We start from the raw sequence: 24,243 nt of genomic DNA, 5'->3' as shown, positions 1-24,243 counted from the left end.
GCCCGCGCAGGGGAGCACTGCCAGCGCCGTCACCAGGTCATCGGGACCGCGCGCAGAGCCAGCCCAACAAGACACTAGATGTAGTGTTTCGCGTTTCACGCGGAGCACAGCCCTTTCAGCAATCCCGCCACCTTGGCAGGACGGACGAAACCCGTACCACGGAGCCCACGCATGCACACCGAAGCCACCCGCGACACCCAACAGCCGCTGCCGCCCAACGCCAGCGACGACAGTCTGGAACTGGCCGCCACCGCCCCCGGGCTGCTGCGGGTGATCAAGCGCAACGGCAGCGTGGTGCCCTACACCGATGACAAGATCGCGGTCGCCATCACCAAGGCGTTCCTCGCGGTCGAGGGTGGCACCGCCGCCGCCAGCTCGCGCATCCACGACACGGTCGCGCGCCTGGCCGAGCAGGTCACCGCGACCTTCCAGCGGCGCATGCCGTCGGGCGGCACCCTGCACATCGAAGACATCCAGGACCAGGTCGAACTGGCGCTGATGCGCGCCGGCGAGCACAAGGTCGCGCGTGACTACGTGATCTACCGCGAAGCCCGCGCCCAGGAACGCAAGCGTGCGCGCAGCGAGGAAGTCGCCCAGCCGCACCCGAGCATTCGCATCACCGGCGCCGACGGCAGCCTGCAGCCGCTCGATATGGGCCGCCTGCAGACCATCATCACCGAGGCCTGCGAAGGCCTGGCCGAGGTCGACGGCGCGCTGATCGAGCGCGAGACCCTGAAGAACCTCTACGACGGCGTCGCGCAGAAGGACGTCAACACCGCCCTGGTGATGACCGCGCGCACCCTGGTCGAGCGCGAACCGAACTACAGCTACGTCACTGCCCGCCTGCTGCTCGACAGCCTGCGCGCCGAAGCCCTGAGCTTCCTCGGCGTGGCCACTGCCGCCACCCACCACGAGATGGCCGAGCTCTATGCCCGCGCCCTGCCCGCCTACATCGCCAAGGGCATCGAGCACGAGCTGCTGGCGCCGAACCTCGCCGACTACGACCTGGACAAGCTGGGCGCTGCGCTCAACCACGAGCGTGACCAGCAGTTTGCCTACCTCGGCCTGCAGACCCTCTACGACCGCTACTTCATCCACAAGGACGACGTGCGCTTCGAGCTGCCGCAGATCTTCTTCATGCGCGTGGCCATGGGCCTGGCCATCGAGGAGCCGCAGAAGGAAGAGCGCGCCATCGAGTTCTACAACCTGCTCTCCTCGTTCGACTACATGGCCTCCACGCCGACCCTGTTCAACGCCGGCACCCTGCGCCCGCAGCTCTCCAGCTGCTACCTGACCACCGTGCCGGACGACCTGGGCGGCATCTACAGCGCCCTGCGCGACAACGCCCTGCTGAGCAAATTCGCCGGTGGCCTGGGCAACGACTGGACCCCGGTGCGCGCCCTGGGCGCCTACATCAAGGGCACCAACGGCAAGAGCCAGGGCGTGGTGCCCTTCCTCAAGGTGGTCAACGACACCGCGGTGGCGGTCAACCAGGGCGGCAAGCGCAAGGGCGCGGTCTGCGCCTACCTGGAAACCTGGCACCTGGACATCGAGGAATTCCTCGAGCTGCGCAAGAACACCGGTGACGACCGTCGCCGCACCCACGACATGAACACCGCCAACTGGATTCCGGACCTGTTCATGAAGCGCGTCTTCGACGACGGCCCCTGGACCCTGTTCAGCCCCTCCGACGTACCCGACCTGCACGACCTGACCGGCAAGGCCTTCGAAGAGCGCTACGAGTACTACGAAGCCATGGCCGGCTACGGCAAGCTCAAGCTGCACAAGACCATCGCCGCCAAGGACCTGTGGCGCAAGATGCTCTCGATGCTGTTCGAGACCGGCCACCCGTGGATCACCTTCAAGGACCCGTGCAACCTGCGCAGCCCGCAGCAGCACGTCGGCGTGGTGCACAGCTCCAACCTCTGCACCGAGATCACCCTGAACACCTCGCCCGACGAGATCGCCGTGTGCAACCTCGGCTCGGTGAACCTGCCGCAGCACATCGTCGACGGCAAGCTGGACCTGGAAAAGCTGCGCCGCACCGTCAGCACCGCCGTGCGCATGCTGGATAACGTCATCGACATCAACTACTACAGCGTGCCCCAGGCGAAGAACTCCAACTTCCGCCACCGCCCGGTCGGCCTCGGCCTGATGGGCTTCCAGGACGCGCTCTACCTGCAGCACCTGGCCTATGGCTCGGAAGCCGCAGTGGCCTTCGCCGACCGCTCGATGGAAGCGATCAGCTACTTCGCCATCCAGGCCTCCTGCGAGCTGGCCGACGAGCGCGGCGCCTACGAGAGCTTCGACGGTTCGCTGTGGAGCAAGGGCATCCTGCCGCTGGACTCGCAGCAGATCCTCATCGAGCAGCGCGGCCAGAAGTACATCGACGTCGATCTCTCCGAGTCGCTGGACTGGGCCCCGCTGCGCGAACGCGCGAAGAAGGGCATCCGCAACTCCAACATCATGGCCATCGCGCCGACCGCGACCATCTCCAACATCGTTGGCGTGTCGCAGTCGATCGAGCCGACGTACCAGAACCTCTACGTCAAATCGAACCTCTCCGGCGAGTTCACCGTGATCAACCCCTACCTGGTCCACGACCTCAAGGCCCGCGGCCTGTGGGACCCGGTGATGGTCAATGATCTGAAGTACTACGACGGCTCGGTGCAGCAGATCGACCGCATCCCGCAGGACCTGAAGGACCTCTACGCCACCGCCTTCGAAGTCGACACCAAGTGGATCGTCGAAGCCGCCAGCCGCCGCCAGAAGTGGCTCGACCAGGCGCAGTCGCTGAACCTGTACATCGCCGGTGCATCGGGCAAGAAGCTCGACGTCACCTACCGCATGGCCTGGTTCCGTGGCCTGAAGACCACCTACTACCTCCGTGCCCTGGCCGCGACCAGCACCGAGAAGTCGACCATCACCACCGGCACGCTGAATGCGGTGTCCAGCGGCGGGCAGGAAACCCTGAACGCCGCGCCGCAACCGGCACCGGTCCCGCTGGCATGCTCCATCGACAACCCCGACTGCGAAGCCTGCCAGTAAGAGTGGGCGTGCGAATCTGAGCGGCCACCGCGTTGTTGCCGGGCAGGTCCGCCCCCATCGCGTACAACAGTACGCTCAGGGGCTCCTCCCCGACGGGCGCCTGGCAGCCACTCGCTCAGCTTCACGCTCGCAACGAAGAGCTTCGTAGTTCCGTAGGGTGGATGTCGCTTTCCACATCCACCAAGGCCCCGCCCGCGGGCCCCCCTTTTACCAACGGCCCAACCACAGGCCGCGACAACAACGAGCCGTGCTTTTGCGTGCATCACCAAAAGCCGCCAAACAACATGCCCGACCGGCCACACGCCGGTCCGCAGGAGGAATGCAGATGCTGAGCTGGGACGAATTCGACAAGCCTGAAGAAACCACCGCCGCCGCCCCGGGGCGCATGGCTGCCGCGCAACTCGCCAGCGAAGACGACGCGCCCTCCTCGGTGCAGGACGCCCGCGCCGTATCGGCCGACGACTCCGACGCCGTCGCCCGCGCCAAGGCTGCGCTCGATGCGCTCGACATCCAGGAAGGCCTCGACGACCTGGAAGGCGCCAGCGCCCGCGTGCAGGTCGGCGACAAGCAGATGATCAACGCCCGCGCCGACCTCAACCAGCTGGTGCCCTTCAAGTACGACTGGGCCTGGCAGAAGTACCTCGACGGCTGCGCCAACCACTGGATGCCGCAGGAGGTCAACATGACCGCCGACATCGCCCTGTGGAAGAGCAAGGACGGCCTCACCGAAGACGAGCGCCGCATCGTCAAGCGCAACCTGGGCTTCTTCTCCACCGCCGACAGCCTGGTCGCCAACAACCTGGTACTGGCCGTCTACCGCCTGATCACCAACCCCGAGTGCCGCCAGTACATCCTGCGCCAGGCCTTCGAGGAAGCCATCCACACCCACGCCTACCAGTACTGCATCGAGTCGCTGGGCATGGACGAGGGCGAGATCTTCAACATGTACCACGAGATCCCCAGCGTCGCGAAAAAGGCCAGCTGGGGCCTCAAGTACACCCGCTCGATCTCCGACCCGACCTTCACCACCGGCACCGTCGACACCGACAAGCAGTTCCTGCGCAACCTGATCGCCTACTACTGCGTACTTGAAGGCGTGTTCTTCTACTGCGGCTTCACCCAGATCCTCTCCATGGGCCGCCGCAACAAGATGACCGGCACCGCCGAGCAGTTCCAGTACATCCTGCGCGACGAATCCATGCACCTGAACTTCGGCATCGACATGATCAACCAGATCAAGATCGAGAACCCGCACCTGTGGGATGCCGCGATGAAGGACGAAGCAACCCAGATGATCCTCCAGGGCACCCAGCTTGAAATAGAGTATGCCCGCGACACCATGCCGCGCGGCGTGCTGGGCATGAACGCGGCCATGATGGAGGACTACCTCAAGTTCATCGCCAACCGCCGCCTGACCCAGATCGGCCTGCCCGAACAGTACGCCGGCGCGAGCAACCCGTTCCCCTGGATGAGCGAGATCATGGATCTGAAGAAGGAGAAGAACTTCTTTGAGACGAGGGTGATTGAGTATCAGACGGGGGGGGCTTTGAGTTGGGATTGATGGCTCGATGACATCAGCGTAGATTGACCCTACACCTGCCAAGGATGTTGGGGTTGAAGCTAAAATTAAAAGCCCCGCTTAGTGCGGGGCTTTTTTATTCAGCAAAATAATAAAACCCGCAAAAAAAATGATACTCAAAGAAAAACACCCTACCCAATGGAAATCAACCATCACACCAATACTGCCCCCATCAAGTATTGCGACACAGCTTTAGAACCAGCCGAAATCGTTATCCACTACTAAACAGCATCAGATTCAACAAACAAAAAATACAAGGGAAATAAATGGCAAGCAAAAGCAACCAAATGTTATCAAGCATTTTTCATGAGCGCGGGCAGTTCATGATTATTGGGCTAACAGGCCGAACCGGATCAGGATGTACTACTGCCGCCAATATATTGGAAAGCACGTCCCCCGACTTTCCTTTATTGGCAAATTTTGAATACCGCGGAGAACCCTTCTACCAAGGCCTCGACGCGAGACGGTACGAGATACTATCTAAATACGCTTCAGAGAAGTTTCAAAGCTTCATCTCGATAAAAGTAAGCGACTTGATTTCATCATATCTACTACTACTTAATCCCGACGAGATGATTGAATTCGCATTCAACCAAGACACCAGAATAAACAAAACACACCTCCAAAACACGATAATCCATGGCAAATTCTCTAAAAATTATATAGTTCAAAAATTTTCGAACATACTCAGGGAACTACTCATTCACAAAGAAAAACCAAAACTAGAACCAGAAGAACTCGAAAACTTCATGAGATTCCTTAAGCTCATAAGAAAATTTACGAGAGATTTCAAAAAAGAACTTCAAGAGGTAGACAACCATCTATATGTTAAAGTTTATCAAGCCGCCGGAAATTCCATTAGGAGAGTCGGCGCCGTGGAGCCGAACTATACATCCATGGAGTTCGTACCAATTGCAGTCTTACAGCTACCAGAAACTATAAATAGAACAATAAAAATAATTAGAAAAACTCATGGCAAGGCATTTATAGTTATCGACGCAATCCGCAACCCATTTGAAGCAAAATTTTTCCGCGAAAGATATGCGGCATTCTATCTTATTTCGGTAAATGCGCCAGACGAAGACAGAAAAAGCTACCTTCAAAACGTACACAAATTCAGTGTTGATGAATTTGACCAGCTCGAAAAAAGGGAGTCAGGTAAAACTGTAGTGGAAGATGCAGACTTCATTAGCCAAAACGTCCAAAGATGCATTGAAATATCCGACATCCATATATTTAACCCAAGAAATGAATTAGAGAATAACAATGTACTAAAAGCACAGCTAGCATGGTATTTTTCATTAATGCTTCACCCAGGCTTAGCCACGCCTAGCGCATTAGAGAGGGTAATGCAGATTGCCTATACAGCGAAGAGCAATTCTGGATGTATTTCCCGACAGGTCGGCGCAGTTGTCACAGATAAAAACAACTCAATAAAAGCAGTCGGCTGGAATGACGTAGCGAAAGGCCAAGTTCCATGCAACTTGAGATCACTTCCCGGCTTGCTAAATCACTTCGATGCCGTCACTTACAGCGAGTACGAACGAAATAACACGGAATTCAGAAATGCCGCCAGAAAAGAACTTATAAAAATAGTAGACAAGAACGGCGCTCAAGGAAAGAACCTTTCCTATTGTTTTAAAGACTTAAAAAACTCCATTGATCGCAAGTCCAATCAGGTTCACACCAGATCTCTACACGCAGAAGAAAATGCATTTTTACAACTAGCTAAGTACGGAAGTTCGGCCATAGAAGGCGGAAAGTTATTTACCACTGCAAGCCCTTGCGAGCTATGCGCAAAAAAAGCTTACCAGCTAGGTATTAGTGAAATAGTCTACATAGACCCATATCCAGGAATTGCAAAAGACCACATTATAGCGATCGGCGAGAACCCGCCAAAACTGATACAGTTTCGAGGAGCTGTCGGGAGAGGCTATTACCAACTATACGAACCCACACTACCCTATAAAGACGAACTAAATTACTTAAAAGACAATGATGATTAATTTAGAACACGCCATAGCTTTCATTAATCAATTTATCTTCCTCCGCATTCAGCGAGCTCATCCAGCCCCCACCTAAATACCCTGCAACCACGGCTCATCTCAGCGCACCCCCGAGATCGGCTAGCTCTAGATACTTAAACCGAGAATATTATGCTGGAAAAATCTTTATATGAAACAACCCAGAAAATCATTGAAGACGCCGAGGACTATCTTTTAAATACAAAACTCAACAGCCGCACCGGAAGGTGGTTACATAGACAGCTTCTAGCCCCACTAGCCTTGATTTTATTCGGCTCAAAGGAAGCACTTAAACCCTTCACCAAGTGGGGAGCAATGGCTTTCATTTTCCTATTGAGCGGATCGCTAATCCTTAAAGGAACTCACGCCTCCATAGAAACCACACAAACCGTCTTATTGGCAATAATATATGGCTCAGTGCCTTTAATTATGTTCGCCGCTCCCAGCACTTATATCTTTAGCGAACTTACACCAAATCAAATAACCGCGATTTCTAAATCAATCACCAGTCATGGAGTAGAAAGTCCGGACAAAATCGATTTAATTGAGGAGAACCTCAAGCTAGCGGAGGAGCGCGCCAAGGAGCGAATTAAAAGCTTCAAATGGCTCATCGGAACCTGCTGGGCTCTTGCAATACTTATCACAAACCAATTGAATAGCCTAACCACCAAATCTGAAAGCTTTGACCTTAATCGAACCCTTCAAAACAATTTTATATTTTTAACATCCGCAATCCTTGCCACTCTTCTTGCCCTCTGGATCACCATAAGCTACAAGCGCGCAACCGAAGCAATATTCAAAGCCATAAAATACTCACTTCTCGAAATTAGACACTCACTTATTATCATCGAAGACAAAAATCAACCGAGAAACTAATCAGCTGATCAGGGACAGACCACGATTTATCGGCTGATTTATTTTCCATCGCTGCCTCGCCTTTCGCCCTGACGGCGAGTTACTTTCTCTTGCCTGGCCAAGAGAAAGTAACCAAAGAGAAGGCCACCCCAACATCCGGGCCTGGCCGCTGCGCAGCCAGACTTCCCTCGCTCCGGCGCCGCTCCGGAGGCCGCAGCTAGGCGCCCCCCAGGGATGGGCCTTCCATGGCTCAACCCTGACTCTCGCGGCATCCATGCCGCTCACCTCCTGCGCAACACCTGCGCTCGGCCTTCTGTAAGGGGATTCGACGAGGTGGCCTGAACGTCCGAGCTCCCTTGTAGGGTGGACAACGCTCTGTTTGTCCACCATGGGCCATGCGCCGAGGTGGACCAAACATCCCGGGCGGTTGGAAGCGCCGAATGGTGGATGAACAAAGCGTCATCCACCCTACAACCGCGTCTATCGTATGTAGGTGGGACCGGAGCGGGTAGCCACGCGCTGCCTGTCCACCCTGTTTCATGCACCCAACGCTCAAGGATGAGCCGCCATGCCCAACTACCGACGCGCCCGTGTTCCTGGCGCCACTTACTTCTTTACCGTCAATCTGCGGGACCGCAGCAGCGATCTGTTGATCCGCGAGGTCGATCTCTTGCGCGAGGCGGTGCGCGCGGTGAGGGCACGGCATCCGTTCCATATCGATGCCTGGGTGGTGTTGCCTGAACATATGCATTGCATGTGGACGCTACCGCCGGGCGACGCCGACTTCGCCGTACGCTGGAAGGCCATCAAATTCGCCTTCGCCAAACGCTTGCCGATCAACGAGAGCCGCACCCTCAAGCAACAACACAGACGCGAGCGCGGTATCTGGCAACGGCGCTACTGGGAACATCTGATCCGCGATGAGCAGGACTACCAGCGTCATTTCGATTACATCCACTTCAACCCGCTGAAGCATGGATATGTCGCGCGGCTGGCGGACTGGCCCTATTCGAGCTTTCACCGGGCGGTCGCGATGGGCGTCTATCCCGAGGATTGGTGTCTCGCAGCGGAGCAGCTCGACGGTGCTTATGGGGAAAGTGCCGAGTTCAACAACCACCGCAATGGTGGATGAACAAAGCGTCAGCTACGCGCGCCGATCCACCCTACGCGCTGCACCCGCACCAGCCTTCAGCGCGCAGGCAGATCCCCCACCGGCGCCAACAAGACTTCGCTGCGCTCCTCCACCTGCGGCCAGGCAGGCCCCGGCGGAAGCGCGGTCGAGGGCATCGTCATGTCCTCGCCTTCCGCCAGCATCTGGTCGAAGGCTGCGTCCAGGCGTTGCAACAGCAGCGGCGCGTTGTCGCTCTTGCGCGAGATGATCAGCCGAATCGGCAAGGCTTCCACCATGACATGCGGCAGTGGCGGCAAGCCGGCGTCGCGGATGGTCTGCTCCATCGGCAACTGGTAATCCAGCAGGTAGTCGCCGCGTTTGCGCAGCAGCAAAGCCAACGCAGACGCTCGATGGTTTGTACGCAGTTCCTTGATTTCACGAGCCGGGTCGAACAGCAGCTCACGGGTGCGCGGCCAATAGCTGTAACCGCTGAGCATGATCACGACTTTCCCGTTCATGTCTTCCAGGACTCTGGGCGCCGGGGTCTCGGGAAGGTGATAGAGGTTGAGCCGGACCTCGGACAGCGGCCGATCCGACTCCAGCACATGCCCCCTGAGCTCCGGCTTGTCCGGCGCACCCGCCCAGAGATGGACGCGGCCTTCGCGCATGTCGTTGTACAGCCGCGCGATGGGCAGGCCGCGAAATTCCGGCGTATAGCCCGCGCGCTGCAGCAGGCGCGTCAGCAGATCCACCAGCGGCCCCGTGGCACGCCCCTCGGCCGTAGTGGATACGGACGGTGGGAAATCGTAGTAGCCCACGACCACAACCGGCGGCTGCGCCTGGCATACGCCGCTCAGCCCAAAGACCAGGAGCATCAGATATCTGAGTTTCACCATACTTCCTACTTCTTGGCTGCGGACTCATTCTGCAGGCGCAGGCCTTGGAGAGCTTTCCGCACGCACCATGGATACGCACTGCCGCCCAGATCACTGGACGATCTGCACCAGTTTAGCCCTTAGCGGCCGGCTGGCACGTACCCGTTTGGGGAAGTATCCATTCGCTGCTAAAAGGAACTCGTACAGCCACCGCGATAACGGATCAGAAGACGACAGGAACGCGTCCTGATCCATCCTGCGAGACCGAGCACAGCCAGCGGCCAACGGTCGATGGGGAAGGTCTGGCCGCCTGGCTACAGCTCACACAACCCGCCCGGCACCGCCAGCACCCAGTCGCGCACCGCGCGAATCGTCGGATCATCGCGACGGCTCTCGGGATAGACCAGGTGGAACGGCTTGCCCGGCATCTCCGGCCCGAACGGCTGCACCAGCCGCCCCTCCTTCAACTCGTCCTCGATCAGCTCGCGGCTCATCAGGGCCACGCCCTGCGCGCCAAGGGCGGCGGAGATGGCGTGGGTTTCGTCGGAGAACACCAGCCCGGCACTGAGGTCCAGGCCCGGCACGTTGGCGAGCTTCTGCCAGGCGGCCCAGTGAATCGGCGCGGAGGCGGCGCCCTGGGCGCGGAAGTGGATCAGCGGGTGCCTGGGCAGGTCGGCGTTATCGCGCAAGCCAAGATGCGGACTGCAGATCGGCACGAAGGTGTTGTCGAACAGCTTCTCCGCCACCAGCCCCGGCCAACGGCCATCGCCATAGCGGATGGCGACATCAGCCGTGACGCCGTCCAGCGCGACCGGCTCGTGGGAGGTGTGAAAGCGCAGATCGATATCGGGATGCGAGTCCCGCAGCATGCAGACCCAGGGCACCAGCCAGCGCACCGCGATGGCCGGGGTGGTGCTGAGCGTGATCGCCTGACGGCAGGGCTTGGCGCTGAGGCGTTCGACCGTGCTGCTGATGCTGCCGAATGCCGCTTCCAGCACCTGCTGCAACTCGCGCCCCTGGGCGGTCAGCTCCAGCTGCCGCGGCTTGCGCAGGAACAGCGCAACGCCGAGCGATTCCTCCAGTGAACGAATCTGATGACTGATCGCCGTGGCGGTGACGGACAACTCCTCCGCCGCCTGCTTGGCGCTCTCGTGGCGGGCGGCGGCCTCGAAGGCCCGCAGGGCTGAAAGCGAAGGTAGCCAGCGCTGCGCCATGGCTGAGTTCTCCTCATCTGTTATCGGAAGAAATGGTCGTTTGTCGCCCGTGCAGCCTAACCCTAGGCTGGATTTACCGCGAATGACGGATGAAAAATTTCACAGAGGAGACTCAACATGACGCACCTTCTTTACCTGGACGCCAGCGCCCGCCCCGGCCTTGCCGGCAAGGACGAGCACGGCTCGCACAGCCGCAACCTCACCCATCGTTTCGTCAGCCAGTGGCGTGCAGGCCGCGCGCAGGACGCCATCGTCTACCGCGACATCGGCCAGAACCCGCCCTCGATCATCAACCACGACTGGATCGCCGCCTCCTTCACCGCGGAGGAACGCCACGAGCCATGGATGCAGGAAACCCTGGCCGAGAGCGACCTGCTGGTCGATGAACTGGTAGCGGCCGATGTGCTGGTCATCGGCACGCCGCTGTACAACTTCGGCATGCCCGCCTCGCTCAAGGCATGGATCGACCAGATCGTGCGGCCGGGCAGAACGGTTGCGCTCGATGACAGCAACCCTGCCGATCCCTACGTGCCCCTGCTGGCCGACCGGCCCCGGCACGCGGTCATCCTCACCGCCCGGGGCGGCATCGGCTTCGGTCCCGGCGGGGAGATGGCGCACATGAACCACCTGGAGCCGAACCTGGTGACGGCGCTGAATTTCATCGGCATTACCCGCATCCATCAGGTCGCCATCGAAGGGCAGGAAATCGGCGGCGAGGTGCTGGCCGCTTCGGTCGCCCAGGCGCTGCGCGAGGTCGACGGGCTGGTCAGGCAGCTGCAGGAAGTGCTCGAGCCCAGCGCGGTGCCGGCGTAGGCAAAGCGGCCCTCGATGGTCGAAAGGAGCACCCGGCAGGCATGCCGTTCGGTGGTTACGGGGCGCTCCCATGCTCCGCGTGGGAATGCGGCCATTGATACGCCTGCGTGCGCTTCGGCAGGTCGATCGACATGAGCCGCCATGGTGGATGAGAAGAGCGTCATCCACCCTACTGATCGTCGCCCCCGCGCTCCGCGTGGGAACGCAGCCCGGACGTTCTGCGTCCGCTTCGCGCCGTGCCAGCCGAGCCATCGGACGACGCCGAGCGCAGCGGGGCCTGCTCCCACGCGGAGCCTGGGGAGCTATCGGCTGGCTATACCGACAAGCGCTACAATGCCGGCCCGCCGACCTGCCAGAGCCGCCCTCGATGTTCACCCTCGTACACCTGGACACCCCACCGCCCGAGTCCCTGAAAGACCAGGTGCTGCAGATGGTGGTGGACTACTTCAGCGACATCAGCGCGGTGCCGGTGGCCTCCGACAATCCGCTCTATCAGCTGTACCAGTACGTGATCGGCTTCGAGGTGCACCTCTATCTGCAGGCCATGAACGGCACAGCAACCAGCCCCACGCAGCTGATACTGGCGCTGGATGACGAGGACCCGTCCCAGGTCCTGGGGTTCGCCCTCTACCTGCCGAGCCTGGATGACGCCGAAGCCTGCACGCTGGCCTATATGGCGGTGCAGGCCAGCCAGCGTCGCCGCGGCATTGCCCGCGGCATGCTGCAACGGGTACTCGACACACGTCCGCACGCCGAACTGGCCTGCCTGGCAAGCAAGGTGCCCTGCTTCGAGGCCCTGGGCTTTCGGGTGCTGGCCACCCAGCAATCGCAGGTGCTGATGAACACCCGCGCCCAGCGCTCGGACGGTCTGGTGGCCGTGCAGGACCTGGCGCCGATCTTCCAGTCCAAGGAGGTACGGCAGATCCATGCCTACCTGCTCAAGCAGCACGGCAGCCAGGCGATGAGCGAGGCCGAAACCCAGCGTGACCAACTGCTCGACGAGATGGCGCATGAAGCCGAGCTGCTGGTGCGCGAGCGCCTGGCCTACTCATCCATTCATTGATCGCGCCCTGACTTCACGCGGGAGACGACCTTGAGGTTATTGCCTCATCTTCCGCCAGTTAGCCGTGACGGCCCTGCCACGGCGGATGAAAGCAGCGTCATCCACCCTGCTCCGCACAGAATACGCACCGCCCCGGAGACATCCGGCCGGCACGCGCGCACCATGCAGCATCGAAGCAGTCCCCAAGGAAGATGCGCATGGACCTACCCTTTCTCAGCCTCCCCGAGTTTCACCGCGTCTACTTCTATCGGCTCGTCACCTTCGGCTTTCTCGCGCTGGCCTGTGTGCTGAGCGTGGTCAAACTGTCCGAGATGACTCCCGGCGAGCGGATGCTGATCCTGCCTGGCTTGCTCCTGATGTGCGGACGCTTCGCGGTGGAGTGGCTCAGGCTGAGCAGATGCGCGCCGGCGAGCATCCACAATGCCGAGCTGATCATCACCAGCGCCGGCGGCCACCGGCAGATTCCGCTCAAGGACATCCGTTCGGTCACCTCAAACCACAGCATCTTCATGGTGCGCCGCTACCGATCCTGGACCGATCACCTGGCGTTCATGCAGTTCACCCTGAGCAATGGCGAGCGCGTCCACACCCTGGTGGAAAGCGCCGTTTTCGAGCTTCCCGCGGGCAAGAAAAGCCTGCTTGCCATTCGCCAGGCGATGCTTGAAGCGAAGATCAGGTCGGCCTGATTCGCAGCGTTCCTGCCGCGCGCGATGTGCCCCTGATGCGCCCGCGTGCAACCGTCGGCTGCTATCCGCTCCGGGGAGCGCTGCAGAAACTCACCGCACGCGGCGCGCAAGCGCCGCGCTAAAGCCGCCACTCCTGCGCAAGCGAAGGGAAGTGCAGGCGCACGACCTGATCGGAGATGAACTCGTATTCGGGCACCACCAGGTTGGTCGGTGGCGGCATGTTCGCGTAGACCCGGCCGGCAAGGTCGAAGACGCCGCCGTGGCAGGGACAGAAGAACTGCGGCCCCGGACGCGCAAAGGGCTCAGGCGTGCCGCTGTTGTCAGGGCGGTAGTCGGGAATGCAGGCCAGGTGCGTGCAGATGCCGTAGACGATGAAGTATTCCGGCCGAACGGAGCGCAGCGCGTTGCGCGCCTGCTCCGGCTGCTGCGAAGACGCTGAGAGCGGGTCCGCCAACCGGGGGTTTTCCTCCTCCAGCAGGCGAATCGTCTGCGCCGAACGGCGGATGATCCACACCGGTTTTCTCGCCAGCTCCACCGTCATCCGCTGGCCTTCCTGCAGGCCGCTGAGATCCACATCAAGATAACTGTTCCGGTTTTTCCACAGGTCCCAGGGGCCGAACAGCGAGCCCAGCAAACCGGCGCCGCCCGCGAACAGACCCAGCGAACCGAGCAGGTTGCGCCTGCGGACAGACTGCCCCGCCTGGTCAGCCGAGACCTTCAGCGACATGCCCATGATCAGGCCGTAGACCAGGCCTGCCAGAGCGCCCGCCGCCAGGTAGAGCCGCGCCTGCTGCAGGAAGAAACCGACACTCTGCCCGGCGAGGTACAACAGCCAGAGCGCGCCACAAAGACAACCCAGCGCGGCGTAGAGCAGGGTACGCAGGCCCGCCGACAGTCTTTGCCGCACGAAGAAACTGATCAGCAGCGTGGGCACCAGCATGGCCAGAAAGGCTTTCCAGGCGGCCTTGAGCGGGCCGACCGAGTGCACCAGATCGCCGAGCGAGACCAGTGAATCCGACGACCAGAACACGCCGATGTAGATCAGCCAGACCCACACCTGGATCGCCAGGCACAAGGCGAGAAAGCTCTGAGCGAAAAACGCAAGATTCCTTTTGTTCATAGATCCTTCCAGCGAGAGGCGATGCCGCGGGCATCGATAGTAAACAGGCCGTGGCGGATCTGCCTTGATCCTGGCCACGCTCTGCGAGGCAAGGCAGCTCTGGCGTCCCGGCCCGCAGTAACGCGGCAGAGCGGTGAACGCGAGGAATTTGGGCGGCGGCAGGCGGTTTCCGACAACCACCGCTCGGTGGATGAAAACAGCGTCAGCTACGCGCCCCGATCCACCCTACGGACTGCGTCCCGCGGTTCACTCAGCCCGCCCGGTTGCCCTGGTTGCGCGCCAGCTGGCTGCGGTATTCGCCGGGGGTCATGCCGGTCCAGCTGCGGAAGGCGCGGATGAACGAGCTCTGTTCGGAGTAGCCGAGCAGCAGTGCGACATCGGTCTGCGCCAGCGCCGGGTCGGCCAGATACTGGCGGGCCAGGGTCTGGCGGGTGTGCGCAAGCAGGCCGCGGTAGCTGTAGCCGGCGCTGCGCAGCTGGCGGTAGAAGGTACGCAGCGAACAGCCCAGCGCTTGAGCGACGGACTCGGCGCTGGCGTCGCCGTTCTTCATCGACTCCAGCACCTGCTCCTGCACCCGTTGGAAGAACACGCCGGTCTCACGGTCCTCCACTTGTGGCTGCTGCGCCAGCAACGCCTGGGCCTGTTGTTCGAGCAGGCGCAGCAGATAGGGGTCCTTGCTGGAGATCGGCAGTGCCAGCAGATGCGCCGGAATCGCCAGCTCGATCGCGTCACGCTCGAAGTCCACCGGGCAACCCAGCAGCGCCTGGTAGACACCGACATCCTGCGGCCGTGGAAACGGCAGGCCGGCGCGAATCGGCGTCACCGCCCGGCCGATCAGCACCCGGCACAGGGCGACGAAGACCGCGAGGCTGAACTCGCTGGCCAGTGGCGTGTTGGCCACGGCCTGGGTCCAGCGCATGTGCAGCACGCCGTCCTTGAGCCGGGAGCGCGCGATCAGGCCGCCCTGCAGCAGGTCCTGATAGCGCTGGTAGCGCGCCAGCGCCTGGCCCAGGGTGCCGCAGGAGGAAACCATGTAGCCGACCACGCCGAACTGTCGTGGCTGACCCGAGAGACCCAGGCGGATGCCCAGCGCGCTGACCGGGTCCTGCTCCCAGACGGCCTGCAGCAGGTCGCAGAAGCGCAGCGCCGAGACGCTGGGCGACTCCAGGTCGCGGCTCATCTCTTGCAGCAATGCAGCCGCCGGCAGATCGCGCTCGCGCACGTAGCTCTGCAGCGTTTCGATGAAGCCGGATGGGATGCTGTCGTTGGTGCTCATGGGCGGCACTATCGGAACGCTGGCACAAAATGTCAATCCGGCGCGTGCTGCCAATACAGCCGGGCAAGGCCGGACATACGCTAAGGGCTTTGCCAGCCCCGTGCGGAGAAGATCATGGCGTACGTCGTCACCCAGAGCTGTATCGGCAACAAGCACACCAGTTGCGTCGACGTGTGCCCGGTCGAAGCCTTCCGCGAGGCACCGGACATGCTGTTCATCGACCCCGAGGTCTGCATCGACTGCAACGCCTGCATCTCGGCCTGCCCGGAAGGTGCGATCTTCCCGCAGAGCATGGTGCCGGCGGAGCAGATCTCCTTCATCACGCTGAACGCGGAAGGCGCGAAAACCCACCCGGTCATCCGCGAAAGCATCAAGAGCGGCGAACAGGCGAGCAGCCCGCTGGAACGACTGCCGGGGCGCTTCGCCATCGTCGGCTCCGGTCCCAGCGGCTTCTACGCCGCCGAGGCATTGATGAAGCAGATGCCGGCCGCGCGCATCGACATGTTCGAACGCCTGCCCACGCCCTTCGGGCTGGTGCGCTACGGCGTGGCGCCGGACCACCCGCGGATCAAGTCGGTCACCGCCGGCTTCGAGCGCATCGCCGAGTCGCCGCAGTTCCGCTTCTTCGGCAACGTGCAGATCGGCCGCGACCTGTCCAGCAGCGAACTGCGCCAGCACTACCATGGCGTCATCTATGCCACCGGGGGCTCGCAGAGCCGCGCGCTGGCGCTGCCCGGCGCCGACAGTGGCAACATCTTCGGCTCGTCGACTTTCGTCGGCTGGTACAACGGCCATCCGGACCAGGCTGCGCTGGCGCCACAGATGGACGGGACAAGCGCCGTGATCATCGGTATCGGCAACGTCGCGCTGGATATCGCCCGCCTGCTGGTACTGCCCCACGCCCAACTGACCAAGACCGACATCGCCGATCACGCGCTGCAGGCGCTGGCCGCCAGCGGTATCGAGGAAGTGCGCCTGCTGGCCCGTCGCGGCCCGGCCCAGGCGGCCTTCACGCCCAAGGAACTGGAACAGCTGATGGCCATCGATGGCCTGCAACTGCTGGTCGACCCCGCGGATCTCGCACTCGACGACGCCACCGCACACCAGCTGGAGCAGCCCGAGTTCGCCGAAGCGCGGCAGAACATCGCCCTTTTGCGCGAGATCGCCGCCCGTCCGCAGGGCGAAGGCAAGCGCATCCGCTTCATGTTCTACACCAGCCCGACCGGCTTCAGCGCCCGCGAGGGCAAGGTCGCCAGCGTGCAGGCGCAGCGCACGGAACTGGTTCGCGACGCCCAGGGGACGCTGGTAGCCCGTCCCGCCGCGCAGACCCTCGAGATTCCCGCCAGCCTGGTGGTCCACGCCATCGGCTACCAGGGCTCGGCCATCGACGAGCTGCCGTTCGACAGTGGACGCGGCGTGATGGCCCACCAACAGGGCCGCATCAACGGCCACGCCGAGCATCGTGACTACGTCGCCGGCTGGATCAAGCGTGGCGCCAGCGGCGTGATCGGCAGTAACCGCCAGTGCGCCAGCGAAAGCGTGCAGCGCCTGCTGGATGACCTCGGCAACAGCCTGCCGACGCTGGGCGAAGTAGACGTCGCCGACCTGCTGCAGTCGCGCCAGGTCGAGAGCGTGAGCCTGGCCGACTGGCGTCTGCTGGACCAGCACGAGCAGGCCCGCGGCCGCGTCGAGGGCCGCACCCGGCGCAAGGTGGTCGACATTGCCCAGATGCTGCAGGTCATCCGTGACGCCCGCGCCCGCGAGGAAGCCAAGACCCGCCTGCCGGTGAAGACTCATCACCGCGCCTGCACGCTCTGCGAAGCCATGTGCGGGGTGGTGATCAAAACCCAGGGCGAGCAGATCCTGTCGATCAGCGGCGACGAGAACGACCCGCACAGCGAAGGCCACATCTGCCCCAAAGGCTATGCCCTGCAGGATCTGCACAACGACCCGGACCGCCTGCGCACGCCGCTGGAGAAGGTCAACGGGCAATGGCTGCCGATCGACTGGGACAGCGCGCTGGACAAGGTCGCCGCGCGACTGGCGGACATCCAGAAGCGCCATGGCGACGATGCCGTGGCCGGCTACTGGGGCAACCCCTCCTCGCACAACCTGGGCCTGATGATGGGCTCCAACGCGCTGCGCAAGGTGCTCAACACCCGCAACATCTCCTCGGCTGCCTCGCTCGACCAGATGCCGCACCAGCTGGTGTCCTACCTGATGTTCGGCCACAGCCAGCTGTTCACCATCCCCGACATCGACCGTACCGGCTACATGCTGATGCTCGGCGCCAATCCTGCCGCCTCCAACGGCAGCCTGATGACCGCCGGCGACATCCTCAAGCGCCTGGAACGGATTCGCGAGCGCGGCGGCAAGGTGGTCCTGGTCGATCCGCGGCGTACCGAGTCGGCGCGCTATGTCGACCAGCACCTGTTCATCCGCCCCGCCACCGATGCCTTCTTCCTGCTCGGGCTGATCCGTCACGTGCTCGACAAGGGCCTGAGCAAGCCCGGCCGCCTGCAGGAGCTGGCGGACAACTGGGGCGCGCTGGAGCCGCTGTTCGACGGCGTGTCGATCGAGCAGGCCAGCGCCCGCTGCGGCATCGCGGTGGACGAGATCAAGCGCATCGCCGAGGAATTCGCCGCCGCCGAATCGGCGGTCTGCTACGGCCGCATGGGCGTCGCCACACAGAGCTATGGTGCGCTCAACCACTGGCTGATGCTGGTACTGAACATTCTCACCGGCAACCTCGACAGCCCCGGCGGCATGATGTTCACCACCCCGGCGTTCAACAAGGCGCAGAGCCGGGCGATGGGCAGCTTCAATACCTACCAGAGCCGTGCCCGTGGCCTGCCGGAATTCGATCGCTACTTCCCGGCCGTGACCATCGCCGAGGAAATGCTTACCCCCGGCGAAGGCCAGGTGCGCGGTTTCGTCTGCGTCGCCGGCAATCCGGTGCTGTCGACGCCCAACGGCCGGCAGATGGACGAGGCACTGGAGCAGCTGGAGTTCATGGTCTCGATCGACTTCTACCTGAACGAGACCTCGCGCCACGCCGACATCATCCTGCCGCCCACCGGGCCACTGGAGCACGAGCAGTACGACATCGTCTTCAACATGCTGGCGGTGCGCAACCTGGCGCGCTACAGCGAGCCGGTGTTCGAGGCGCCGGAAGGCACCCGTTGCGACTGGGACATCGTCCTCGGCCTGGCCCAGCGCATCGAGGCACTGAAGAACCCGGACGCGCCGCCCGCGCGGCCGATGCCCGCGCCCGAGCAGATCCTCGACCACGGCCTGCGCACCGGCCCCTACGGCCAGGGTTTTAACGAGTACAACCAGTGCGGGCTCCACGGCGAGCCGATCCGCCACGACGAGCCACTGAGCGTCGAGGTGCTCAAGCGCTACCCGCATGGCCTCGATCTGGGACCGATGCGCCCGTCCTTCCCCGGCTACCTGTTCACCCCCGAGCAGCGCCTGCGCCTGACGCCGCCGGAGCTGGTCGCCGATCTGGGCCGGGCGATGGCCGAACTGCGCAGCGCACCAAACGGCGAAATGATGCTGGTCAGCCGCCGCGACCTGCGCACCAACAACTCCTGGATGCACAACAGCCAGCGCCTGGTCAAAGGCAAGGACCGCTGCGCCCTGCTGATCAACCCCGCGGACGCCGCGCGCCTGGGGCTTTCCAGCGGCAGGCAGGCACGCATCATGTCGCGCACCGGCGAGCTGCTGGTCAGCGTGCAGGTCACCGACGACATCATGCCCGGCGTGGTCTGCCTGCCCCACGGCTGGGGCCACGACCGCGAAGGCGTAGCCCTGCGCGTAGCGCAGAGCAACCCGGGCATCAACGTCAACGACATCACCGATGACCAGGTGGTCGACGTACTCTCCGGCAACGCCGTGTTCAACGGCGTTCCGGTCTCGGTGGTGGCGGCCTGATCCGGCCCTGTGAGCCAGCCGGCTGGCTCGCAGGGCTGATCGTCACGGGCGGCTGATCGTTGGCTGGCTGATCGTTCCCACGCTCCGCGTGGGAACGCCGCTCTGGGCACCTCTGCGTCCGCCGCAACCCCTGCTCGCCCCACACCACTGCCCAAAGCAGAGCGTCAGAGCACCGGCTCCCACGCAGAGCATGGCAGCCATCGGATCTGGCATCTGTCGATGCGTCGGCGGAAGCGGATGAGCCGATGACGTAGGGTGGATAACGCTGTCCTTATCCACCGTGACCGGCTGTCGAATGGTCAACACGGTCCCGGTTCACCCGAACGCAACCCGGCACATCGCTGAACGGCGCTATTGCCGCACAGGGCACCAGGCGTCAGATCTTCACACAGGCAAACAGCGCGTTCCCGGAAGCCTGGTCCCAGGGGAGGATCTTCTCGTAGTCATGTTCGAGCACCTGCACGTGGAAATACGGCCGCAGCAACTCGCCCAATTCGTCGAAGCTCACCGCAACCATCGGATGCTCGTCATGCCAGACCTGGCTCTGGCCGTCAGTGCTGCGCTCGATGAACAGCTTCAGCGACTGCTGCTCGCCACTGCCCGGGTAGTGCCAGGCGGAGGTGAAACTGAAGTCGCCGTCGGCATGGCGAGCACGGTGCGAGACGCAGGAGGCGTTGTCGATGCGGTTCTTGTCCACGGCGTTGAAGCAGAACAGCCCGCCGTCAGCAAGCGCCGCGTGCACCGCCGCGAGACAGGCGCGCAAGCGCTCGATACCGCCGCTGTAGTGGATCGAGTAGAGAAAGCAGGTGATCAGGTCAAACGGCTGGTCGACGCTGAAGTCACACATGTCCTGCAGGGAAAACTGCGCTTCCGGGCAGCGCAGGGCCGCCTTGTCGAGCATCGGCTGATTGATGTCGAGCCCGTTGCTGAGAAAGCCTGCATCGAGGAAATGGCGTACGTGCGGACCGGTTCCACAGGCCAGATCAAGATGCCGCGTGCCGGCTTTGCCGAACAATTGCTGCAACCTGCGCACACAGTGACTTTGCGCGCTGTAGTCGATGTCGGCACACATCAGATCGTAGTATCCCGACAGGTCGGTGTAGAGGGCGTTTCCGGGCATGCTGGGGGCGTCGGTAGGCGGGGCGCGCATCATATCCCAGCGTCGGTGATAGCGCTCTGGCGACGCGCCACCGTTCCGCCGGCACGCACGGAAAGGTCTGGCCTAACCGACCTTGCCCGCCCCGCTGGAAAGGGCGTCGATGATGCGGCACTCGCTGACTGAAGACTCGCTGCAACCCGCCAGGCGCTGCAACTCGGTTTCCAGCCGTCGCAGATCGGCGATGCGCTGGCGGACTTCGACCAGATGGGACCGCACCAGCAGATCGACATCGGCGCACGATCGCCCGGGCTGGTCCGCCAGCGCAACCAGCCCACGAATTTCCTCCAGGGAGAAGCCCAGCTCTCTGCCACGCTTGATGAAGCGCAGTCGCTGCGCATCCGGCTCACCGAACGTTCGATACCCCGCCTCAGTACGGGCAGGGGCTGGCAGCAGGCCGATGCGCTCGTAATAGCGGATGGTTTCCAGGTTCACGCCAGTGGCCTTGCCGAGTTTGCCGATGGTGAATTGCATCGCTTGACCCTGTAGCGGCTACAGGGTTTAGGGTACTGCCATCAATAGCTGGAGGCGATGCTCATGGCGGGAAATTGCTGCAATAGCAGGTGCACCGATTCGGCCGCGACCGGAACCTACCGGCGCATCCTGTGGATCGCACTGATCATCAATCTGCTCATGTTTGCGCTGGAAATAGGCGCTGGCGTGCGTTCGGGCTCGGTCTCGTTGCTGGCCGACTCCCTGGACTTCTTCGGCGATGCGGCCAACTACGGCGTCAGTCTGTTCGTGCTGGGCCTGGGGGTCGCGACACGGGCACGCGCGTCACTGGCCAAGGCGCTGACGATGGGCCTGTTCGGAGTCTTCATTCTGGCGGTCGCGGTCGACAACTTTCTCGATGCCAGTGTTCCGCACGCCTCGACCATGGGCGTCGTCGGGACCATCGCGCTGCTGGCCAACGTCGCGGTCGCAGTGATGCTTTTCGCCTATCGGGACGGCGACAGCAACATGCGCAGCGTCTGGCTATGCAGCCGCAACGACGCGCTGGGCAACCTCGCCGTGATGCTCGCCGCGCTGGGGGTGTTCGGCACCGGCGTCGGCTGGCCGGACCTCATAGTCGCGACCATCATGGCGCTGCTGTCGATCAGCGCCGCCGTGCAGATCACCCACCACGCCATCGCCGAGCTGCGTAGCGAGCGACAGAGCGTGGCCAACAAGTGATCGACTGAGCATCACCCGCGCCCTCCGACTCGTCTGCAGCGGCGCCACGTTCTCTGACAGGCCGTCGCGCAGCGGTGCCGGGACACTACTTGCGTCTCACGTACCGCCGAATGCTGCGCCAAAGGCGCCGCGGCTTTTCCCTCTCCATCGGGAGAGGGTGCCGAAGGCGGGTGAGGGATGGTTCAGGCTACCCGCTGTCGCATCACTGGTCCGGAATCTCGACCTCGACCAGCTTCGCCAGCAGCGTCAGCGATTCCTGCCAGCCGAGGTAGCAGGCGTCGGTCGGGATCGCGTCTGGGATGCCTTCCTGGGTGATGTTCAGCTCGGTGCCACAGGAAACCGGCGTGAAGGTCACCGTGACCTGCATGGTGCCCGGCAGGCCCGGGTCGTCGAACTGGTCCTCGTAGCGGATGCGCTGGTGTTCGAGCAGCTCCAAATAGCGGCCACGAAAACTGTGGCTGGTACCGGTGGAGAAGTTGCTGAAGGACATGTGGTAGCCACCTCCGACTCGGGCATCGAGCGCATGGACCTTGCCGGTGAAGCCGTTCGGCGGCAGCCACTTGGCCTTGGCATCCGGATCGAGAAACGCGCGATAGAGACGTTCTGGCGAGGTGCGCAGGACGCGGTGCAGACGGATGGTGCTGGGCATGGCCTTCTCCTTTTGTTTGCGGGTTGCCGGGATGGCCTGACTAGTCGAACGGGCGCTGCCGCTTTCGACAACCTGATTCACTTTTGCATTCGCCAGTGAGCACGGCCTTACCCGGTCGAGTCGCAACATTTCTAACGGGGCCGTGACGGCTGCACGCCGCCCATCCCGTGGGGGCTGCCAAAGTACCAGGCATGACCGACCAGTCACCGCATTACAGCAAGCCGCCCCGGAACGTCCGACGCCATACGGGCGGCGCTGCGACCGTCGCGCTGACCGGGGACCGGTGGCTGGATCGCGGTGGCCGCTGCATGTCGAACGGCCTCCGCGCGCTGCGGCACGGCGGGCCCATCGAACCCGCTGGCCTGACCCGGTCATGGATCGGTGCGATAGCCGCCATCACGGCCTGCGTGGCGATTTACCTACAGGACACCCGAACATGCGCTTGACCCTCTGCATGGCCGCCTTCGGCGCTTTGCTTCCTCTGCTGAGTAACGCGGCGTGGGCCACCACCGGCGTGAGCGAAATCCGCAGCGCCAGGGATGGTGGCGCCGTCACCCTGTTCTATCCATCATCCTCGACAGAACGTCGGGTAGAACGCGGCGACTTCGTATTCCAGGCCGCCTGGGACGGCCAGCCGGAGCCTGGCAACGACCGGCTGGTGGTTATTTCCCATGGCTCTGGCGGCTCGCCATGGCTCTATCGAGAACTGGCGCAAGCGCTGGTTGCGGCCGGCTTTGTGGTGGCGATGCCGAGCCATGCCGGCGACAACTCCGACGACCCGAGCGCGCCGGGTCCGGAGAGCTGGAAACGGCGTCCACTCGAGGTATCTGCCGCGATCGACGCGGTGCAGGATGACGACCGCTTCGATCTTGCACTGGACCGGGTCGGCGCCTATGGCATGTCCGCAGGAGGTCACACCATGCTCAGCCTGGCCGGCGGCCAGTGGTCGGAGGCGCGATTCCGCCAGCACTGCGACGAACATCTGGCCGAGGACTTCCAGACCTGTGTCGGACTAATCACTCGCTTGAACGGCGGCATCCTCGACCCGCTGAAGCAATGGGCCGCACGGAGAGTCATACGTCGCCGCTTTGAAGATCCGCACATGCACGCACATCAGGACCGGCGCGTTGCTGCCGTGGTTTCCGGCGTACCGCTCGCGGCGGATTTCGACCTGCGTACATTGGCCTCTCCCCCCATACCCGTCGGCATCATCAGCGCTCGCCAGGACCGCTGGCTGATACCCCTCTATCACAGCGATGCGTTGCTGCAGGCCTGTGGCAGTTGCGAGCATCTGAGCGATCTTGAACAGGGCGGCCACGGCGCGCTATTGGCGCCGCTCCCCGCGATCGATGACGCATTGCTGGAGGAACTGATTGGCGACCCGCCGGGTTTCGACCGTGCGACGGAAGTGCCCCGCCTGAACGCGCTGATCATCGACTTCTTCGAACGGCATCTGCTTGAACCCGCACCCTAGATCGATCCCGCAAAACAGATAACGCCGCGGAGAGTCGGCACGCGTGCGGTGGTTCAGCGTGCGAAACCAAGCGCCCTACAACCGCCACAGCCCGCCGCCGCGCGACTTTCTCCCGACGGGAGGACAGCTGAAGTCGATGACGCTGCGTGGGGCCACGCGACGCCTCGAAGCGCCGCGCTCCGGGAGAGACT

At 62.5% G+C, this 24,243-nt stretch carries 18 protein-coding genes and 1 pseudogene; 12 read left to right on the top strand and 7 right to left on the bottom strand.

The window, feature by feature from the left end; all coding sequences use genetic code 11:
• Nucleotides 1-171 precede the first annotated feature (171 nt).
• From DBO85_RS02745 to DBO85_RS02725, 5 genes are all read left to right on the top strand, one after another.
• Nucleotides 172-3,048: a ribonucleoside-diphosphate reductase subunit alpha gene (locus DBO85_RS02745; RefSeq protein ID WP_108105076.1), complete on the top strand. Its 2,877-nt coding sequence runs from the start codon at nucleotides 172-174 to the stop codon at nucleotides 3,046-3,048.
• Nucleotides 3,049-3,373: 325 nt separating this feature from the next.
• Nucleotides 3,374-4,609, top strand: a complete 1,236-nt coding sequence (locus DBO85_RS02740) for a ribonucleotide-diphosphate reductase subunit beta (RefSeq protein ID WP_108105074.1) — start codon at nucleotides 3,374-3,376, stop codon at nucleotides 4,607-4,609.
• Between the two features lie 284 nt (nucleotides 4,610-4,893).
• On the top strand, nucleotides 4,894-6,633 hold the full coding sequence (locus DBO85_RS02735) for an anti-phage dCTP deaminase (RefSeq protein ID WP_108105072.1): 1,740 nt from the start codon (nucleotides 4,894-4,896) through the stop codon (nucleotides 6,631-6,633).
• Between the two features lie 150 nt (nucleotides 6,634-6,783).
• The gene (locus DBO85_RS02730; protein ID WP_108105070.1) at nucleotides 6,784-7,527 is read left to right on the top strand and encodes a hypothetical protein; all 744 of its coding nucleotides are present in this window, start codon (nucleotides 6,784-6,786) and stop codon (nucleotides 7,525-7,527) included.
• Nucleotides 7,528-8,074: 547 nt separating this feature from the next.
• Nucleotides 8,075-8,638, top strand: coding sequence for an REP-associated tyrosine transposase (locus tag DBO85_RS02725; RefSeq protein WP_108105068.1), 564 nt, complete (start codon nucleotides 8,075-8,077; stop codon nucleotides 8,636-8,638).
• Between the two features lie 56 nt (nucleotides 8,639-8,694).
• Here DBO85_RS02725 and DBO85_RS02720 read toward each other — a convergent pair whose 3' ends face one another.
• On the bottom strand, nucleotides 8,695-9,510 hold the full coding sequence (locus tag DBO85_RS02720; RefSeq protein WP_158268866.1) for a substrate-binding periplasmic protein: 816 nt from the start codon (nucleotides 9,508-9,510) through the stop codon (nucleotides 8,695-8,697).
• Between the two features lie 296 nt (nucleotides 9,511-9,806).
• Nucleotides 9,807-10,706 carry a LysR substrate-binding domain-containing protein gene (locus DBO85_RS02715; RefSeq protein WP_108105064.1) on the bottom strand — a complete coding sequence of 300 codons (900 nt, stop codon included), beginning with the start codon at nucleotides 10,704-10,706 and terminating at the stop codon, nucleotides 9,807-9,809.
• Nucleotides 10,707-10,823: 117 nt separating this feature from the next.
• On the opposite strand from DBO85_RS02715, the gene DBO85_RS02710 reads away from it, so the two are divergent.
• From DBO85_RS02710 to DBO85_RS02700, 3 genes are all read left to right on the top strand, one after another.
• The gene (locus tag DBO85_RS02710; protein ID WP_108105062.1) at nucleotides 10,824-11,519 is read left to right on the top strand and encodes an FMN-dependent NADH-azoreductase; all 696 of its coding nucleotides are present in this window, start codon (nucleotides 10,824-10,826) and stop codon (nucleotides 11,517-11,519) included.
• Between the two features lie 367 nt (nucleotides 11,520-11,886).
• Complete coding sequence (locus tag DBO85_RS02705) at nucleotides 11,887-12,582, top strand: GNAT family N-acetyltransferase (RefSeq protein WP_108105060.1); 696 nt, start codon at nucleotides 11,887-11,889, stop codon at nucleotides 12,580-12,582.
• 197 nt (nucleotides 12,583-12,779) lie between these two features.
• On the top strand, nucleotides 12,780-13,268 hold the full coding sequence (locus tag DBO85_RS02700) for a hypothetical protein (protein ID WP_108105058.1): 489 nt from the start codon (nucleotides 12,780-12,782) through the stop codon (nucleotides 13,266-13,268).
• 118 nt (nucleotides 13,269-13,386) lie between these two features.
• Here the strand turns inward: DBO85_RS02700 and petA are convergent, their stop codons facing one another.
• Together petA and DBO85_RS02690 are read right to left on the bottom strand one after the other, a co-directional pair.
• Nucleotides 13,387-14,388 (bottom strand): ubiquinol-cytochrome c reductase iron-sulfur subunit, encoded by a 1,002-nt coding sequence (petA, locus tag DBO85_RS02695; protein WP_108105056.1) that lies wholly within the window; start codon nucleotides 14,386-14,388, stop codon nucleotides 13,387-13,389.
• A gap of 250 nt (nucleotides 14,389-14,638) precedes the next feature.
• The gene (locus tag DBO85_RS02690; RefSeq protein ID WP_108105054.1) at nucleotides 14,639-15,664 is read right to left on the bottom strand and encodes an AraC family transcriptional regulator; all 1,026 of its coding nucleotides are present in this window, start codon (nucleotides 15,662-15,664) and stop codon (nucleotides 14,639-14,641) included.
• Nucleotides 15,665-15,778: 114 nt separating this feature from the next.
• On the opposite strand from DBO85_RS02690, the pseudogene DBO85_RS19560 reads away from it, so the two are divergent.
• Both DBO85_RS19560 and DBO85_RS19360 read left to right on the top strand, forming a co-directional pair.
• Nucleotides 15,779-16,558, top strand: a pseudogene (locus DBO85_RS19560) (4Fe-4S binding protein); the annotation flags it as partial.
• Between the two features lie 885 nt (nucleotides 16,559-17,443).
• Nucleotides 17,444-19,600, top strand: coding sequence for a molybdopterin oxidoreductase family protein (locus DBO85_RS19360; RefSeq protein ID WP_267895598.1), 2,157 nt, complete (start codon nucleotides 17,444-17,446; stop codon nucleotides 19,598-19,600).
• 376 nt (nucleotides 19,601-19,976) lie between these two features.
• Here the strand turns inward: DBO85_RS19360 and DBO85_RS02680 are convergent, their stop codons facing one another.
• Nucleotides 19,977-20,720 (bottom strand): class I SAM-dependent DNA methyltransferase, encoded by a 744-nt coding sequence (locus DBO85_RS02680; protein WP_108105096.1) that lies wholly within the window; start codon nucleotides 20,718-20,720, stop codon nucleotides 19,977-19,979.
• Between the two features lie 102 nt (nucleotides 20,721-20,822).
• Nucleotides 20,823-21,230 (bottom strand): MerR family transcriptional regulator, encoded by a 408-nt coding sequence (locus DBO85_RS02675; protein WP_108105050.1) that lies wholly within the window; start codon nucleotides 21,228-21,230, stop codon nucleotides 20,823-20,825.
• Nucleotides 21,231-21,293: 63 nt separating this feature from the next.
• Here DBO85_RS02675 and DBO85_RS02670 point away from each other — a divergent pair, with 63 nt between their 5' ends.
• The gene (locus tag DBO85_RS02670; RefSeq protein WP_108105048.1) at nucleotides 21,294-21,929 is read left to right on the top strand and encodes a cation transporter; all 636 of its coding nucleotides are present in this window, start codon (nucleotides 21,294-21,296) and stop codon (nucleotides 21,927-21,929) included.
• A gap of 202 nt (nucleotides 21,930-22,131) precedes the next feature.
• On the opposite strand, the gene DBO85_RS02665 is transcribed toward DBO85_RS02670, so the two are convergent.
• Entirely contained in the window at nucleotides 22,132-22,578 is a 447-nt protein-coding gene (locus tag DBO85_RS02665) for an SRPBCC family protein (protein ID WP_108105046.1), read from the bottom strand.
• Between the two features lie 436 nt (nucleotides 22,579-23,014).
• Between DBO85_RS02665 and DBO85_RS02660 the strand changes: the two genes are divergently transcribed.
• Nucleotides 23,015-24,052, top strand: coding sequence for an alpha/beta hydrolase family protein (locus tag DBO85_RS02660; protein ID WP_199286981.1), 1,038 nt, complete (start codon nucleotides 23,015-23,017; stop codon nucleotides 24,050-24,052).
• Nucleotides 24,053-24,243 lie beyond the last annotated feature (191 nt).

It is taken from the genome of Pseudomonas mangrovi, assembly GCF_003052585.1.
Taxonomy (GTDB): Bacteria; Pseudomonadota; Gammaproteobacteria; order Pseudomonadales; family Pseudomonadaceae; genus Aquipseudomonas; species Aquipseudomonas mangrovi.
The sequence above is the reverse complement of the archived record's forward strand: the minus strand, read 5'-3'. Positions and strand labels throughout refer to the sequence as shown.

What these genes read in the sequence shown, in the direction of transcription:
- DBO85_RS02660 (WP_199286981.1), top strand. Translation starts at nt 23,015, where the DNA reads ATGCGCTTGACCCTCTGCATGGCCGCCTTCGGCGCTTTGCTTCCTCTG.
- DBO85_RS02725 (WP_108105068.1), top strand. Translation starts at nt 8,075, where the DNA reads ATGCCCAACTACCGACGCGCCCGTGTTCCTGGCGCCACTTACTTCTTT.
- DBO85_RS02675 (WP_108105050.1), bottom strand. Translation starts at nt 21,230, where the DNA reads ATGCAATTCACCATCGGCAAACTCGGCAAGGCCACTGGCGTGAACCTG.
- DBO85_RS02700 (WP_108105058.1), top strand. Translation starts at nt 12,780, where the DNA reads ATGGACCTACCCTTTCTCAGCCTCCCCGAGTTTCACCGCGTCTACTTC.
- DBO85_RS02740 (WP_108105074.1), top strand. Translation starts at nt 3,374, where the DNA reads ATGCTGAGCTGGGACGAATTCGACAAGCCTGAAGAAACCACCGCCGCC.
- DBO85_RS02745 (WP_108105076.1), top strand. Translation starts at nt 172, where the DNA reads ATGCACACCGAAGCCACCCGCGACACCCAACAGCCGCTGCCGCCCAAC.
- DBO85_RS02670 (WP_108105048.1), top strand. Translation starts at nt 21,294, where the DNA reads ATGGCGGGAAATTGCTGCAATAGCAGGTGCACCGATTCGGCCGCGACC.
- petA (WP_108105056.1), bottom strand. Translation starts at nt 14,388, where the DNA reads ATGAACAAAAGGAATCTTGCGTTTTTCGCTCAGAGCTTTCTCGCCTTG.
- DBO85_RS02735 (WP_108105072.1), top strand. Translation starts at nt 4,894, where the DNA reads ATGGCAAGCAAAAGCAACCAAATGTTATCAAGCATTTTTCATGAGCGC.
- DBO85_RS02665 (WP_108105046.1), bottom strand. Translation starts at nt 22,578, where the DNA reads ATGCCCAGCACCATCCGTCTGCACCGCGTCCTGCGCACCTCGCCAGAA.
- DBO85_RS02730 (WP_108105070.1), top strand. Translation starts at nt 6,784, where the DNA reads ATGCTGGAAAAATCTTTATATGAAACAACCCAGAAAATCATTGAAGAC.
- DBO85_RS02715 (WP_108105064.1), bottom strand. Translation starts at nt 10,706, where the DNA reads ATGGCGCAGCGCTGGCTACCTTCGCTTTCAGCCCTGCGGGCCTTCGAG.
- DBO85_RS02710 (WP_108105062.1), top strand. Translation starts at nt 10,824, where the DNA reads ATGACGCACCTTCTTTACCTGGACGCCAGCGCCCGCCCCGGCCTTGCC.
- DBO85_RS02680 (WP_108105096.1), bottom strand. Translation starts at nt 20,720, where the DNA reads ATGCCCGGAAACGCCCTCTACACCGACCTGTCGGGATACTACGATCTG.
- DBO85_RS02690 (WP_108105054.1), bottom strand. Translation starts at nt 15,664, where the DNA reads ATGAGCACCAACGACAGCATCCCATCCGGCTTCATCGAAACGCTGCAG.
- DBO85_RS02705 (WP_108105060.1), top strand. Translation starts at nt 11,887, where the DNA reads ATGTTCACCCTCGTACACCTGGACACCCCACCGCCCGAGTCCCTGAAA.